Annotated in this window: 17 protein-coding genes and 1 pseudogene; 6 read left to right on the top strand and 12 right to left on the bottom strand. The window is 71.0% G+C overall.

The features are described from left to right. Positions 1 to 5: 5 nt before the first annotated feature. Both ACQP1V_RS15575 and ACQP1V_RS15570 read left to right on the top strand, forming a co-directional pair. The gene (locus ACQP1V_RS15575; RefSeq protein ID WP_433423371.1) at positions 6 to 413 is read left to right on the top strand and encodes a YciI family protein; all 408 of its coding nucleotides are present in this window, start codon (positions 6 to 8) and stop codon (positions 411 to 413) included. Positions 414 to 419: 6 nt separating this feature from the next. Further along, positions 420 to 1,085, top strand: coding sequence for a sigma factor (locus tag ACQP1V_RS15570; protein WP_433423369.1), 666 nt, complete (start codon positions 420 to 422; stop codon positions 1,083 to 1,085). 499 nt (positions 1,086 to 1,584) lie between these two features. Here the strand turns inward: ACQP1V_RS15570 and ACQP1V_RS15565 are convergent, their stop codons facing one another. Beyond that, positions 1,585 to 3,018: an MFS transporter gene (locus ACQP1V_RS15565; protein WP_433423367.1), complete on the bottom strand. Its 1,434-nt coding sequence runs from the start codon at positions 3,016 to 3,018 to the stop codon at positions 1,585 to 1,587. A gap of 96 nt (positions 3,019 to 3,114) precedes the next feature. Here ACQP1V_RS15565 and ACQP1V_RS15560 point away from each other — a divergent pair, with 96 nt between their 5' ends. Beyond that, the gene (locus ACQP1V_RS15560) at positions 3,115 to 3,753 is read left to right on the top strand and encodes a TetR/AcrR family transcriptional regulator (protein ID WP_433423364.1); all 639 of its coding nucleotides are present in this window, start codon (positions 3,115 to 3,117) and stop codon (positions 3,751 to 3,753) included. Between the two features lie 47 nt (positions 3,754 to 3,800). Here ACQP1V_RS15560 and ACQP1V_RS15555 read toward each other — a convergent pair. Beyond that, positions 3,801 to 4,172: pseudogene (locus tag ACQP1V_RS15555) on the bottom strand (N-acetyltransferase family protein); the annotation flags it as partial. Between the two features lie 243 nt (positions 4,173 to 4,415). Between ACQP1V_RS15555 and ACQP1V_RS15550 the strand changes: the two are divergent. Next, positions 4,416 to 4,940, top strand: coding sequence for a hypothetical protein (locus ACQP1V_RS15550; RefSeq protein WP_433423362.1), 525 nt, complete (start codon positions 4,416 to 4,418; stop codon positions 4,938 to 4,940). Positions 4,941 to 5,118: 178 nt separating this feature from the next. On the opposite strand, the gene ACQP1V_RS15545 is transcribed toward ACQP1V_RS15550, so the two are convergent. The 8 genes from ACQP1V_RS15545 to ACQP1V_RS15510 all read right to left on the bottom strand — a co-directional run bounded on the left by ACQP1V_RS15545 (position 5,119) and on the right by ACQP1V_RS15510 (position 10,772). Further along, the gene (locus ACQP1V_RS15545; protein WP_433423359.1) at positions 5,119 to 5,805 is read right to left on the bottom strand and encodes a hypothetical protein; all 687 of its coding nucleotides are present in this window, start codon (positions 5,803 to 5,805) and stop codon (positions 5,119 to 5,121) included. A gap of 86 nt (positions 5,806 to 5,891) precedes the next feature. Then, complete coding sequence (locus tag ACQP1V_RS15540) at positions 5,892 to 6,065, bottom strand: hypothetical protein (RefSeq protein WP_387411140.1); 174 nt, start codon at positions 6,063 to 6,065, stop codon at positions 5,892 to 5,894. 190 nt (positions 6,066 to 6,255) lie between these two features. After that, positions 6,256 to 7,200 carry a diacylglycerol/lipid kinase family protein gene (locus ACQP1V_RS15535; RefSeq protein ID WP_433423356.1) on the bottom strand — a complete coding sequence of 315 codons (945 nt, stop codon included), beginning with the start codon at positions 7,198 to 7,200 and terminating at the stop codon, positions 6,256 to 6,258. Between the two features lie 83 nt (positions 7,201 to 7,283). Next, positions 7,284 to 8,138, bottom strand: coding sequence for a twin-arginine translocase subunit TatC (tatC, locus tag ACQP1V_RS15530; RefSeq protein WP_433423353.1), 855 nt, complete (start codon positions 8,136 to 8,138; stop codon positions 7,284 to 7,286). 28 nt (positions 8,139 to 8,166) lie between these two features. Further along, a complete protein-coding gene (tatA, locus tag ACQP1V_RS15525) occupies positions 8,167 to 8,520 on the bottom strand; it encodes a Sec-independent protein translocase subunit TatA (RefSeq protein ID WP_433423350.1) in 354 nt (117 codons plus the stop codon). A 64-nt stretch (positions 8,521 to 8,584) separates the two neighbouring features. Beyond that, positions 8,585 to 8,773: a hypothetical protein gene (locus ACQP1V_RS15520; RefSeq protein WP_387411133.1), complete on the bottom strand. Its 189-nt coding sequence runs from the start codon at positions 8,771 to 8,773 to the stop codon at positions 8,585 to 8,587. Positions 8,774 to 8,827: 54 nt separating this feature from the next. Then, complete coding sequence (locus ACQP1V_RS15515; RefSeq protein ID WP_433423347.1) at positions 8,828 to 9,781, bottom strand: helix-turn-helix transcriptional regulator; 954 nt, start codon at positions 9,779 to 9,781, stop codon at positions 8,828 to 8,830. A gap of 49 nt (positions 9,782 to 9,830) precedes the next feature. Beyond that, positions 9,831 to 10,772 carry a helix-turn-helix transcriptional regulator gene (locus tag ACQP1V_RS15510; protein WP_387411130.1) on the bottom strand — a complete coding sequence of 314 codons (942 nt, stop codon included), beginning with the start codon at positions 10,770 to 10,772 and terminating at the stop codon, positions 9,831 to 9,833. Positions 10,773 to 10,839: 67 nt separating this feature from the next. Between ACQP1V_RS15510 and ACQP1V_RS15505 the strand changes: the two genes are divergently transcribed. After that, on the top strand, positions 10,840 to 11,946 hold the full coding sequence (locus ACQP1V_RS15505) for a DUF3866 family protein (RefSeq protein ID WP_433423344.1): 1,107 nt from the start codon (positions 10,840 to 10,842) through the stop codon (positions 11,944 to 11,946). A gap of 36 nt (positions 11,947 to 11,982) precedes the next feature. Here ACQP1V_RS15505 and ACQP1V_RS15500 read toward each other — a convergent pair whose 3' ends face one another. After that, positions 11,983 to 12,438, bottom strand: coding sequence for a DUF3291 domain-containing protein (locus ACQP1V_RS15500; protein WP_433423341.1), 456 nt, complete (start codon positions 12,436 to 12,438; stop codon positions 11,983 to 11,985). A 33-nt stretch (positions 12,439 to 12,471) separates the two neighbouring features. Continuing rightward, a complete protein-coding gene (locus ACQP1V_RS15495; protein WP_433423338.1) occupies positions 12,472 to 13,131 on the bottom strand; it encodes a helix-turn-helix transcriptional regulator in 660 nt (219 codons plus the stop codon). A 184-nt stretch (positions 13,132 to 13,315) separates the two neighbouring features. On the opposite strand from ACQP1V_RS15495, the gene ACQP1V_RS15490 reads away from it, so the two are divergent. Beyond that, entirely contained in the window at positions 13,316 to 14,173 is an 858-nt protein-coding gene (locus tag ACQP1V_RS15490; protein ID WP_433423335.1) for a chitosanase, read from the top strand. Positions 14,174 to 14,175 lie beyond the last annotated feature (2 nt).

Raw genomic sequence — 14,175 nt, 5'->3', positions numbered from 1 at the left:
ATCTGATGGCCAAGTACCTGCTGCTCAAGCACTACCGGGGCGCGCCGGCATCGGTCAACGACGTACCGATGGACCAGTGGACGCCGGAGGAGGTTTCGGCCCACCTGCAGTACATGCGGGACTTCGCCGCGCGGCTCGAGGAGACCGGCGAGTTCGTCGACAGTCAGGCGCTCTCCCCGGAGGGCACGTTCGTCCGCTACGACGGCGAGGGGCGGCCGCCCATCACCGACGGCCCGTTCGCCGAGACCAAGGACCTCATCGCCGGCTGGATGGTGATCGACGTCGAGTCCTACGAGCGGGCGCTCGAGCTGGCCGGCGAGTTGTCCGCGGCTCCGGGTGCGGGTGGGAAGCCGATCCACGAATGGCTCGAGCTGCGCCCGTTCCTGACCGCGTGCCCGACCATCACGGAGTGACGCACGGTGGACGAGACCCTGCTGCGGCGCCTCACCCCCGCCGTGATCGGCATCCTCGTCCGTCGCGGAGCCGACTTCGCGGCGGCCGAGGACGCCGTGCAGGACTCCCTGGTCGAGGCCGTGCGCGTGTGGCCGGGCGGCCCGCCGCAGGACCCCAAAGGCTGGCTGGTCACCGTGGCCTGGCGTAAGTTCCTCGACGCCGCCCGTGCCGACACCTCTCGACGGCACCGCGAGGCACGTGTCGAGGTCGAGCCCGTGCCCGGCCCCGGCGAGCTGGTGGACGACACGCTCCAGCTGTACTTCCTGTGCGCGCACCCGTCCCTGACACCGGCTTCGGCCGTCGCGCTCACGCTGCGCGCGGTCGGCGGCCTGACCACGCGTCAGATCGCGCAGGCCTACCTCGTGCCGGAAGCGACCATGGCCCAGCGGATCAGCCGGGCCGTCGCGGTCGGTGAGGCCGACGGCCCGCGGGCCGGTCTGGCCGCCCTGGCGGGGCTCGACCCCGCCCTGCCACGCCACGCCGCCGTCGCGGCGTACCTATACGAGCGCGATGGTGACCCGGTCACCGCGGCACGGCTCTACTCCGAAGCTGCCCGATCGGCGCCCAGCCTCCCTGAACGCGACCACCTCACGCGACAGGCCGCACGGCTCAACGCGCAGCTGCGCGGCTGAGCGGCGCTACGAGAGCCGGGTGTGGTGCCGGCCATTGCCCGGCCGGGGCCCCTCACAGGCACCCGGTCACGACACACCACCCCGATCAGACCCACCCCTCGCAGACGGTAACCAGAATGTCGCCGACAGCACGGACACCGTCCAGGTAGGTCACGATCAGGAAGAAGTGGACCTCATGACCAACGCGCTCACCGACATGCTCGCAGCATCTCCGAGGCCCCACTGCGGATCAGTAGCCGCACCTCCGCCCTGGCCCATGTCCAGGCCGCGCCGCCAAGAACATCCTCACGGCCGGGAGTGCGGGTTGGGGCGCGCAAACCACGCGACCGCGTGGACCGGAAGGCCAACCGCCAAGCAACAGCAGTCCAGGCTCACGTTACGGCGAGCCCGGAACTGGCTGGCATCCCCGACCTTAGTCGTGGGGAGGCTTCACGACTGTCATGCCTCGAGGATCATCGGCGGGCGGCCCTGTGGGAATCCACAGAACGGTGGATGGAGGTCAACCCCTTGCGGGCTTGAGCATCGCGTGGATGCCGGCGGCCATGGCCAGGCAGATGGCCGCGATCCCCCAGAGCAGGGTGTGGAAGGCGCCGGTGAAGTCGGCCGCCAGCCGGCCGCCGGCGCCTGCGGCGACCCTCCCCGCCAGCTCCGCGTCGCCCACCCGGGCCTGGATGAGAGTGAGCAGCATCGACCCGAAGACCGCGATGACGACGGCCTCGCTGCCGATCCGCATGGTGTTGAAGAACCCGGCGGCCATCCCTGCCTTCTCCGGCTCCACCATGCTCATCGCCATACCGTCGCCCACCCCGAACAACAGCCCCACTGCGGCTCCGATCACCATCAGTGGTCCGGCGAGGCCGGCGAAGCCGGAAGAGGGGTCGACGAGCGCCAGCCACGCGTTGCCCACCGCGAACAGCAGCACGCCCCCCGTCACCAGGCCTCGAGCCGACACCCCACGGTTGACCAGCGCGCCGCCGATCGTGGGGACGATCAGCACCGGCGCGGTCAGCATCAGCATCCACGCGCCCGCGCCCTGCGCCGAGACGCCGTTCACGCTGATCAGGTACGTCGGCAAAAAGGTCAGCAGAGTCACGAACCCGAACGAGGTCGCCACGGGGACCAGGCTGACCGCCAGGAACCGCCGGTTCCTGAGCAGGCGGAGGTCGAGGATCGGGTTGGCGGTACGGCCGGCCGTACGCGCGAAGATCACGAACAGCGCGACGGCCGCCGCGAGCAGGGCGAGCACCGGCGGGCTACCCCAACCGGACTCGGAGCCCTGGACGACGCCGACGGTGAGCAGGGCGAGCCCGGCCACGAACAGCACCGCGCCCTTGACATCGACTGCGGGCCGCTCGGCCGCCCGCGATTCGGGCATGAGTGCGGAACCCGCCAGGGCGACGACCAGGACGAACGCGTTGAGCAGGAAGAGGGCACGCCAGCCGAGCCCACCGACCAGCCATCCGGAGATCGTCGGGCCGAGCGCGAGCCCGATCCCGGCGACGACGCCGAGGGCCGCGAAGGCGCGGGTGCGGGCAGGGCCGTCGAAGGTGGTCGCCAGGATGGCGGCGCCGCCCGCGAACACGCCCGCGGCCCCGACGCCGGACAACGCCCGGGCTGCGTCCAGCAGCCAGATGTCCTGGGCCGCCGCGCCGAGCACGCTGCCGAGCGCGAAGACAGCGGCGCCCAGTGCGAAGACCTTCCGGCGGCCGAACAGGTCGGCCAGCGAGCCGGACACGAGCATGAACGAGGCGAAGGTGAGGTTGTAGGCGTTCATCACCCACTGCAGGGCTGCGCCGGAGGCCTGCAGGTCGGCGCCGATGCGTGGCAGCGCCACGGCGGAGCCGGAGATCGACATGGGCACCACGAGGATGCCGACAAGCACGACCACGGCGGTCAGTGACGACGACCTGCGTTCCCGCGTCAGGACGGTCAAGACAAGCTCCTTAGCACTCAGCGAAACGATAGAAGTGGCCACTTGGGCGAATGTGCCACTGAGTGGCATTAGCTGTCAAATGGCTATAGTGGCCTCATGGACCTTGGCACTTTGCCGCTGCGAGAGCGAAAGAAAGCGCGCACGCGAAAGGCGCTGATCGAGACGGCGATGCGGCTGTTCACCGAGAAGGGCTACGACCGCGCGACGCTCGACGAGCTGGTGGATGCCGTCGAGGTGTCGAAACGCACGTTCTTCCGGAACTTCCCCACCAAGGAGGACGTGGCGCTGGCCGCAGACGACGAGCTGTGGTCCACCTTCCTCGCCGAGCTGGACACCCGTGACTCCTCGGGCCTGGTGGTCGATGTCTTCCGGGATGCGCTCCAGGTGAGCCTCGCCCGCCTGGACGAGGACTGGGAGCAGCGCTTCCTGGCCACCCGTGCGCTGTGTGAGACGGCGCCCACCCTGGAGGCGCACAGCTTGCGCTACTGCAACCAGACGACCCAGGCCGCCGTCGAACGGTTCGGGCTTCTCCTCGGTCTCGACCCGGTCGATGCGCGACTCCGCCTCGCGGTCGAGATCTCGATCGCCGCGTGGCGGCACGCGGCCACCGCGTGGACCGGCGCCGCTGGCGAGGGCGGCCGGGCAGGCCTGCTCAGCCGCCTCGACCGGTCTTTCGCCGCGATCCCGGAGAGCGTCACACTGGCCGGCCGGCGTCCTGGGCCACCCGATCGCTGACCGCGATCGTCCTGGGCGGGCGCGCTAACGATCAGGCGGAAGCCGGCGCGGGCGTGCAGGGCGAGGCTGGCGGTGTTCTCCGGAAAGATCCCCGACTGGATGGTCCAGATCCCGGCGGCCTCGGTGGAGTCGATCAACGCCTGGAGCAGCGCGAGTCCGACTCCTCGTCCACGCGCCCCGGGGTGGACGTAGACGGAATGCTCGACCACGCCGGCGTAGGCGCAGCGGTCCGACACCGCCACGGCGGCGGTCCAACCCAGCACCCGCCCCTCGTCATCGAGGGCCACGTGCCGGTGGGCGGGCAGTTTCGTCACGTCGAACCGCTCCCAGTCGGGGGCGGCGGTCTCGAAGGTCGCCTGTCCCTCGTCGATGCCGAGCCGGTAGATCGCGAGTACCTGGTCGGCGTGCTCGGGTGCCATGGCGGCGATGCGCACGCCGTCAGCGACTTGCTTTGACATGTCTCGGACCTGCCGGATCGGTAGCTCCCACTCGACACGGACTTTACCGACACGGCCGTCAACATCGCCCCCAGCCGGGTAGAGGGGCAGCCACACCGCGTGCGGACCCGAAAACGACGGATACCGCACAACGGGAACCCGAGAGGAGGAGGGGCGGTCTTCCCCACCTCGCGCACGGAGGCGGGGTTCTCCGCCCCAAGCCTTATGACCGATCTCGAGATCACCCGAACCCACCTCCCCGCCACCAAACCGGCCCGAAGCGCCGCGCGTCGCGGACTCCTTCTCGGAGCCGCCACCGTGCTGCTCCTCGCCACGGGTACAGGCGTGGCCGCCGCGGCCAGCGGCGACTCCCCCTCCGCCCGGACGACGCTGTCTCCGAGCGAGGAGACGCCCGGCGGCCACTCGATGGGCTCCATCCGCGGCGAGCTGACCATCACGAAGGAGGGCGGCGGCCAGCAGGCCCTCACCGTGCAGAGCGGCACCGTGACATCGGTCGACCAGAACTCCATCGAGATCAAGGGCCTGGACGGCGTCGCGCAGAAGTACGCCATCACCGACACCAGCCGCGTCTCCACGGGACCCAATGGGCTGGCCGAGATCACGACCGGCGACAAGGCGTTCGTTGTCGCCGTCGGAAAGGGCGACTCCGCCCCCGCCGCGTTTGTCGCGGACCTCAGCCGGCCGATGTGGCCGGGGCACGGCGGTGGCGGCACCGCGCCGACACCCTGATCGTGATCGGCTCCGGCCGGTAGAACGGCCCGCGTGAGGCGGGCCGTCGGAGCGGCGACGGCGACACGCCGTCGCCGCTCTCCGCACGGCGATGACACCCCGGGCGGCAGCGGTCGTGCTCGGGTCACATCGGATGACGGCGCTACGGAGAGAGCGATCAGGCCGGTCGCGCGGCGCCTCAGGCGTCGCCGATGAGCGCGTAGGCGAAGGCGAGACGCCGATCCAGCCATTCCTTGCGGATCCTGACCTGGGCGCTCCCCTCCGACGTCATCACGACCTCATCGCCCGCCCGCCATTCGAGTGAGCGGGGTTTCCCACCCTGATCAGACCCGTCTCCAGGAGAGAGCAGACCGTCGACAACCGTGGACAGCAACCGTACGGCCGCCAGCCCGGCGACCTCTGTGGCGCTGCCGCTCGCCCACTCGTTGCGTCCCGTGATCTCCGGATGTCCCGGCTGCTCGATCCGCCAGGTGTGCCGGAACGGGCGCTTCGGCGGGATCCGCTTTATGGTGCCGATGACCTGGCCCTGGCCGTCGTGCACGACATGGTGGCGCTCCCCGTCCACCTCCTGGGGAGCCGCGACGTAACAGAGCAGACGCTGCTGGGCGGCGTCCTCGAAGAGGGTCAGCCCCGGAGCCGCGGGCAACCCCTCGGACCGCCCGGAGGCGACGTACGCGCATGGGGCGAGGACCTTGTCGAACTTCCCGCCGCGGGGAACCCGCACCGCGTGCGCTCCCCAGCTCTCCTTCTTGCGCTTGGGCGTCTCCGGGCGCTCCACCTTGCCCACGACGAACTCCCAGGCCTCCGTCCACGCGACGGGCTCCACCGGCGGCTCATCGGCTTTCCGGATCCTGCCGAACGCCACAACTGCCTCCTGATCGCTTGATCTTCCAGGAAGCGACGACTCTAGCCGCGGTTGTGCGCGGTCGCCCATCGGCGATCTTCGCGCCGTCACTCGGCGGCGGGCTCCTCCGATCGGGGGCCGGGCCGGAGCGGCACGATGCTCTGGGGCAGGTAGACGCGCTGATCGGGTACGGACGCACAGGCACCCGTGAGGCGCAGGAACTGCAGAACCCACGCCTCGACGCCGATCGGATCCGATGGCGTGAGGGCGTCGTTGGCCATGTGATTCCCCCGACTGCTGTGTTGAGGAGCTCCCGCCGTAAGTGCGGGTCGCGCGATGTGTCTCGCAGTGGATGCCCGTTTGATCGGTGCCGGCATCGGAGCGACTGCGGACAGTAATTGCCCGTCCGACGAGCGGCGAAACGAAATGATCAGGACGGTCGTCGTCCCGGCGAACGGCTCGCGTCCGCTCTCAGGCGGGCACCAGTACGCGCAGCGCGCCCGGCACCACCGCGCAGGTCACGGGGACCGGGCCCACCCGCTCCCCGTCTGCGTAGGCGACCACATCGGCCCCGGGCCCGACCGCCTCCAGCGTGACGCGGGCCGCCCTCCGGATGGTCACCGCCGGATGCCCCACGTGATTGCCCCGGTAGACCTTCGGGAACGTACGGAGGAACTCCCCCTTGGGCACCGCCCCCAGGACGAGCACGTCGAACAAGCCGTCGTCCGGCCGGGCATCCGGACAGACCCGCATTCCGGCGCCGTACGAGCGGGTGTTGGCCACGGCCACCAGCATCGCCTCCCGCTCGATGACCTCCGTCTCCTCCGCGCCGTCGCCGGAGCCGAGCGTGATCCGGAACGGGATCGGGGAGAAGGTACGCAGTTCCTGGACCAGCGCCACGAGGTACTTGGCCATCCCCGGGGGCCACGCGATGCCGTTGGCGCGCTCGTTCACCCGCGAGTCGAAGCCGCAGGCGACGACCCCGGCGAACCATCGTCGGTCCTCGCCGCCCGGGCCGCCGACCTGGGCCGCGTCCACCGACCGGACCGCCGTACCGTCGCCTCCCGCCGCCGCGGCCACGACGGCGGCCGCGGCCAGCGGATCGCGGGGGATGCCCAGCGCGGACGCGATGTCGTTGCCCGTCCCGGCCGGGATGATGCCGAGGGGGACGCCCGTGCCCGCCACGGCCTGCACCGCGAGATGCACCAGCCCGTCGCCGCCGAGCGCGACCAGCGCGTCCGATCCCTGCGCGACCGCCGTACGCGCCTTGGCGAGGGCGTCCTCGGCGGACGCGCCGACGATCACGCGGACGTCGTGTCCGCCCTCCCGCAGCCGCTGTACGACAGGACCGACCACCCGGCGGGCCCTGCCGCCGCGGGCGGTGGGGTTCACCAGAACGACGAGATCACCGGACACACCCGGAACCTATCGGGACGAATCCCCTCAGTCGAGACCCCGGAGCGATCTCCTCGCAGTGGGCCGGACCCGCGCCCGGCCGGCTACCAGTCGTCGTCGGCGGCGGCCGTTCCGTTGAGCTCCTCTTCGAGCGCCTTCTCCCGGGCGGCCTCCTCCGCATCGCGCTTGCGGTCGCGGAGGTACATGACGCCCTCGGCGGCGAAGAACAGCAGCACCATGGGGATCGCCAGCGCCAGCATGGTGAACGGGTCCTGGCTCGGCGTGGCCACCGCGGCGAACACGAAGAGCAGGAAGACGACCATCCGCTGGTGCTTGGCGACCATCTTGAACCTCAGCACCCCGAGGAAGTTCAAGAACACCATCAGCAGCGGCATCAGGAACGAGATCCCGAAGATGACGAGCATCATGATCAGGAACCCGAGATAGTCGCTCACGTCGATCAGCGGGACGGCGTTCATGGGGACGAACCCCAGGAGCAGCGCGAGCCCCCTGTCCAGGGTGAGGTACGCGAGAGCGGCGCCCGCCCCGAACAGCGGGACGGCCAGGCCAAGGAAGGCCAGCGAGTAACGCCGCTCGTTGTTGTAGAGACCGGGGGTGACGAACGCCCAGATCTGGTAGAGCCAGATCGGCGCGCTGACGACGGCGCCGAAGATCGCCGCGACCTTCAGGTTGATGAAGAAACCGTCCAGCACGCCGTGCACGACCAGCGTGCAGCCCGCACCGCCGTTGAGCTTGTACGCCTCGGGAAGCCGGCAGAACGGCCCCGTCATGAAGGTCCAGATGGGGTCGAAGAAGACGAACCCGATGATCGTGCCGGCGAGCACGGCGAGGATCATCTTGATCAAACGGTTGCGCAGCTCACGGACGTGCTCCATGAGGGTCATGCGACCGTCGTCGTCGGCGGGGGCAGCCGTGCTCGACCGCTTCAGCAGCGCCATCTGGGGATCCTTACCGCGGGGAGGGAGCTCAGCTCGACGACTGGTCCTTCTGCGTCTGCGAGAGCGGCGCGCCGTTGACCGTGGGCTCGGCGGTGGCGGCCTTCAGGCGCCGGTTCTCCTCCTCCAGCACCCGGAGCCGGTCCTCGACCGAGGGGGCGGTGGTCACCTGCTGCGGCGCCGCCGGCGTCGTGACGGTCTCGGCCTGCGCCTTGACCACGGTGGGCTCGGACGAGTCGTCGTCGCGGAGCTTCGCGGTCTCCTTCTTGAAAAGCCGCAGGGACTGGCCCAGCGCCCTCGCCGTGTCCGGCAGCTTCTTCGCGCCGAACAGCAGAACGAGCACCACGCCGATGATGATCAGCTCAGGTGCACCCAAACCAGCCATAACGCATCCTTAGCAAACGCAGGGAGTACCTCAGCCCGATGGTACGCGGTGTGGCGGGCAGTCTTCACCCTTGCCCGTCCCGGTTGGTCCCTATCCGCACCCGAAATTCACCGGAATGTCGCTCCAGCCGCTGACGCGTCCGGTCGAGTTCCCGGCTCAGATCGCGGGCCGCGACGAACACCCGGGCCCCGAGCACGCCGAGAACGGCGAGGCCCAGGACCGCCAGTCCGACCGCGGTAGAGATCCAGATCATGATGCGCCATCGTACCGATGCCGGGTCGCGGTCGCCGCCCCAGGTCGCAGCCGATCAGGCCACGTGCTCGTAGTTGGCCAGGGCCTGCCGGGCGGCGTCGGCGATTTGCTCGGTCAGCGACAGGGGCGCGATCACCGTGCCGTTCTCGCCCAGCCGGAGCGCGAGCCGTACGAGCCAGGACTGGTCGCGCACCCGGAGGGTGACCCGCAGACGGCCCTCACCCAGCTCGGTGACCTCCTCGCAGGGGTAGTACTCCGCGACCCAGCGCCCCATGGCGGTGAGTTCCAGCTCCACCAGCTCGTCGCTTTCGGAGGGCCGGAACACGCCCTCGGTGACGTCCATCGGCTCGGCCTCGGCCGGGGGGTCGGCGGGCACGTCGAGAATCTCGACCTCGACGATCCGATCGACACGGAACATCCGCATGGCCTCGGCCCGGTAGCACCAGCCCTCGAGGTAGTGCCGCCCCTCCACGAGCACGACCCGGATCGGGTCCACCTCGCGGGGAGTGATCTCATCCCTGCCGGGCACGTAGTAGCGCAGCGAGAGCCGCCTGCGCCGCCGCGTCGCGTCCGTAATGGCCGCGTGCGCGCCCGGCGCCGCGCCGATCTCGACCTGGACCTGGGCGCTGACCGTGGCCGCGCCCTCGCCCGCCGCGCTCTCCAGCTTGGCGATCACGCGGCCGAGCACGTCCATGTCCTTGAACTCGGGTAGCTCGCCGAGCATCCGCAGCGCCACGAGCAGCGCGCTCGCCTCGTCCACGCCGAGCTTGAGCGGCCGGGCGATCGTGTCGGCGTTGTCGATGATGATCTCGCCGCCGTCCCAGGAGACGTCGATCAGGTCGCCGGGGGTGTGGCCGGGGAGCCCGCACATCCACACGAGCTGGAGGTCGTCGATGAGCTGCTTCTCCGACAGGCCGAACAGCTCGGCCACCTCGGGCACCTCCGCGCCCGGGTGCGACATCAGGTACGGCACCAGCGCGAGCAGGCGCGGCAGCCGGTCGGAACTCATCGCTCGATCCCCCTTCGTACGGCGCGGCGGTGCTGGGGCGGCGTGGCGGTCACTGGAGCGCGCCCTTCAACCGGCGGATCACGGCCTCGCGCGCGTCCGGCGGGCCGACGACGACGGCGTCGGAGCCGAGGCTGGCGATCCAGCCGGCCAGCCACTCGGGGTCGGAGAAGGTCAGCTCCGCCTCGTCCCAGCCGTCCGGGCCGGGCCGCAGTTCCTGTGCCGCGCGGCGCAGCCCGAGGCAGGTGCCCCGGCGGACCCGGACGAGGGCGGTCCGCTCGACGCCCATCTCCTGGAATCCGACCATGGCGCGCAGGTCCACGCCCTCCGGCACGATCACGCTGCCGGGCCTGCCGATCGGGGTGACCGTGCCGACGATGCGGCCGAGCCGGAACACCCGGGACGCACCCCGGTCGCGGTCGTGGCCGACGACGTACCACCGGCCGCGCCGGCTCACCACGCCCCACGGCTCGACGGTGCGGGTCAGCACCGACTCGCCCGCCGCCCGCCGATAGCCGAAGGTCACCGCGCGGCGGTCCCTGACCGCCTCCCACAGCGGGGGGAAGGCCGGGTCGCGGGTGTCCACCCGGAGTTCGAGCGGGCTCGGGGAGAGGTCCGCGCGCACGCCGCCCGCCCGCAGCTTGAGCAGGGCGCCGCTGGCCGCCTCGGCGAGGCTGGCCCGCTGCCAGACCTGGGCGGCGAGCCCGATGACCGCCGCCTCGTCGTGCTCGAGCGTGATCTCGGGCAGCTCGTACGACTCACGGACGATCCGATAGCCGGGATCGTCGTCCCAGGGGTCCTTGTGGACATCGATGGGGATGCCGATCTCGCGCAGCTCGTTCTTGTCGCGCTCGAACATGCGCTGGAACGCCTCGTCGTTGTCCGGGTCGTACCCGGGCACGGCCTGCCTGATCTGCTCGGCGCTCAGCGGCCGATGGGTCGCGAGCAGGCAGATCACAAGATTGAGCAGGCGCTCGGTCTTCCGACGTGACATCGTGCCTCCCCTCCGGCCTCGTTCGGACGCGCCCCGTCATTCCGTGCTGAACGCTACCCTTTGCGACGTGATCAGATGGCGCAAGGGCGAGGTGCTCCGGGTCCGGCGGGAATGGCCGGGGGCCATGGAGCTGGACGTCACCGTCCCGGAGGGAGAGTGCCGGGCGCTGGCCTATCCCTCGCTGGTCGGTCGTCCTGAGCCCGGCGACACGGTGCTGCTGAACACGACCGCGCTCGCCATGGGTCTCGGTACGGGAGGTTACGCCATGGTGGTCGCCGTCCCGGACCGTTTGCCACAAGATCCTTCGGGACCGGGCCATCTGGTCAAGGCGCGGTACACCCCGCTGCAGGCGACGGTCCTCGGCGCGGACGAGCAGGACTCGCCCCACCACCTGCTCCTCAGGGACGCCGACTCGATCGACGGGATGCCCGTGATCGTCGCGGACCTGCACTCGGCCCTGCCCGCCGTCCTGTGCGGCCTGTTCGACGCGACCCACTCCGTCGCGGGGGACGGCGATCTCCCCTGGCCGGGGCCGCATCCCCGCGTCGCGTACGTGATGCCGGACGGCGGGGCACTCCCCGCCTGGTTCTCCATGTCGGCCGCCCGCCTGCGCGAGCTGGACTGGCTGTGCGGCGTGGTCACGACGGGCCAGGCGTTCGGCGGCGACGTGGAGGCGGCGACCCTGCACACGGGTCTGCTCGCGGCCCGGCACGTCCTGGGCGCGGACGTCGCGATCGTCGCCCAGGGGCCGGGCAACCTCGGCACCGGCACGCGCTGGGGTTTCTCCGGCGTCTCGGCGGGCGAGGCCGTCAACGCGGTGGCCACCCTCGGCGGGCGTCCGGTGGCCGCGCTCCGGGTGAGCGAGGGCGACCTGCGCGAACGCCACCAGGGGGTGTCGCACCACTCGCTCACCGCGTACGGGCGGGTCGCGCTCACCCGGGCGCAGGTCGTGGTCCCGGAGCTGCCGGGCGAGTTCGGCAGGCGGGTGGCGGAGCAGGCCGAGGCCCTCGCAGTACGGCATGAGCTGGTCCGGGTGCCCGTGGACGGCCTGTACGAGGCGCTGCGGCGCAGCCCGGTCCGGCTGTCCACGATGGGCCGGGGACTCGACGAGGACCTCGCCGGCTTCCTGGCCTCGGCCGCGGCCGGCCGCCACGCCGCCTCCCTCCTCGCCTGACGCCCTGAATCCGAGGCCGCGCCAGGGCGCGGTCGGTCAGGAGCTCGCGAAGGCGCCGTCGGGCTCGTAGAACTCCTTGAAGGTGAACGCCTCCGGGCCCGGCCCCTCGGCGCGCAGCAGGGCCAGCCGCGCCATCCCCTCCTCCAGTGACGGGATGTGGCCCTCGGAGATCCACCACATCACCGTGTACGGCACGGCCACCCGGTGGAACCACTCGCGGCGGCGCTTCAGCACCGGAAGGTGCGGGCTGCGGTAGACGAAGTTCCACAACGTCTCGCGCGACTCCCAGACCGAGAAGTTGATCAGTAGATCGTCCCCGTAGTCGTGCTTGACGGTGTCGGTCGGCTGGTCGCCGCCCTTGAGCCGCCAGACGAAGCCGGGCGCGACGTCGGAGACGGCGTTGACGGGTTCGAGGTTGGCGACGAAGTCGGCGAGCTGGGGGCTGTCGAGGGACGCGATCAGATGCGCGACGTTCAGCTGGGCGAGATGCATGCCGCCCAGCCTTCCGCGCCCGTCGCTTCTATGTCAACTCTCATTGTTTTTAGAAATCGAGACACAGCACTCCCCCGGACGCGGGTCCAGCTCCGCCGCCCCTTCGGACACGCCGAGCCCCGCGAGCACGCCCTGGCACAGCGCCAGGTTCATCGAGCACACCAGCAGCGGATGCCGTTCGGCCGACATCCGGAACGGGCAGTTGCGCAGCCGGATCCGGCCGCCTTCCTCGTACGGCTCGTAGCCGCGCTCCGCGAGCAGTGCGGGCACGTCGCCCCCCTTGTCCGCCGGGGACGCGGCGCGCGCCAGCCGCTCACCCGCTCGCCGGGCGACCCGCTCGGCCTCCTCCTCGGCCCCGAGGAGATCGACGACCTCGGCCATCATCAGCGCGAGGGCGCGGTAGTCGCGCGGAGGCAGGCTCACCAGCCGCTCCACCCCGGCCCGCCGGTACACCTTGGCCGGGCGGCCGCTTCCCGGCCCCGTTCGCTCGCCGAGGCGCCGGAAGTCCGTTTCGAGCAGGCCGGCGTCGGCCAGCTTGTCGAGATGGAAGGCCGCGAGAGTGCGCTGGATCCCGAGGGCCTCGGCCGCCTCGTTCCGGCCGACCTCGCGCCCGCGCTCGGCCACGAAGCGGTACAGCTTCCGCCGGAGAGGGTCGCTCAGCAGGCCAACGGCGTCGAGTTCGTCGCTTTCCACAGCCGGAGTCTAGGCGGACCGCCCGGGGCGCGACGTTGACGGCGGAGATCAACCCCGCTCTCGGTAGGAAACCTTCTTAACTTGCGTCTTTCTGCCAGGATGTCCGCGGATCTTCCCCCTCACTCGACCGCCCTCGCTCCCCCGACACGCCGGCAGCGAGCGGCGGGAAACGGAGACGACCTCCATGCCTCACCCCGCCATCAGGCGAACCGCTCTCCTGCTCGCGGCGACCGCCGTCGCCGTCGCCACGGCCCAGCTCCCCGCGCGGCATCCGGTACGGGCCCAGCTCGCGGCCGCCCGGGTCTCCGCCGCAGCCGCCGACGGCCGTCACACCGACCTCAGCGACCCGCACAAGGAGGAGATCGCCATGCGGTTGGTCTCCAGCGCGGAGAACTCCTCCCTCAACTGGAAGGCGCAGTACAAGTACATCGAGGACATCGACGACGGCCGCGGTTACACGGCGGGGATCATCGGGTTCTGCTCGGGCACCGGCGACATGCTCGACCTGGTCAGGCGCTACACCCGGCGCAAGCCGGGGAACGTGCTCGCCCGGTACCTCCCGGCCCTGCGCAAGGTCAACGGCACCGACTCCCACAAGGGGCTCGGCCCCGCCTTCGAACGCGCCTGGCGCCGGGCCGCCAAGGACAGGAAGTTCCAGCGCGCGCAGAACGACGAACGCGACCGGGTCTACTTCACCCCCGCCGTACGGCAGGCGAAGCGGGACGGGCTCCGCGCGCTCGGCCAGTTCGCCTACTACGACGCCATCGTGATGCACGGCGGAGGGGACGACGCGGCGAGCTTCGGCGCGATCCGGCGGAACGCCATGAAGAAGGCCAGGACGCCGGCGCAGGGAGGCGACGAGGTCGCCTACCTCAACGCCTTCCTCGACGCGCGCACGGCCGCGATGAAGACCGAGGAGGCGCACGGCGACACGAGCCGGGTGGACACCGCGCAGCGGGTCTTCCTCAGGGCGGGCAACCTCGACCTCGACCCGCCGCTCAGGTGGAAGGTGTACGGCGACAGCTATTCGATCAAGAGGTGATC

Source organism: Microtetraspora malaysiensis (genome assembly GCF_050947145.1).
In the GTDB taxonomy this organism is placed as follows: Bacteria; Actinomycetota; Actinomycetes; order Streptosporangiales; family Streptosporangiaceae; genus Microtetraspora_A; species Microtetraspora_A malaysiensis.
Note: the sequence above shows the minus strand (reverse complement) of the source record. Positions and strands in the feature narration are given on the sequence as shown.